Here is a 249-nt window from a genome sequence, read left to right on the forward strand (position 1 = left end):
TTGAACAGATATATTGGTTGCTGCCCCAGCAACTGGCTGAGAACGAACCACTGAACCAAAATCCAAGTTTCCTTGTGTTGAAACATCACATGTTTCAATAATTGTTAAACTAACCCTTAATGATGTAGATGTATTTCCAGCATCTGCGCTAGTTATTATCAGCATTCCCATAAGAGAAAATAAAGTAGATTTAAGGACTTTCATTTCTTCTCCTTATATTTTCGTTCTAATGTCTATTCATCTTTATAT

1 protein-coding gene is annotated in these 249 nt (G+C 34.1%); it reads right to left on the minus strand.

Annotated features, from left to right (window positions below):
* Positions 1 to 204, minus strand: a 204-nt coding sequence (locus AC3II9_RS22225) for a hypothetical protein (protein WP_489158917.1), incomplete at its 3' end; no start/stop codon positions are given.
* Between the last annotated feature and the right edge of the window lie 45 nt (positions 205 to 249).

This window comes from Lysinibacillus sp. RU7 (assembly GCF_057837305.1).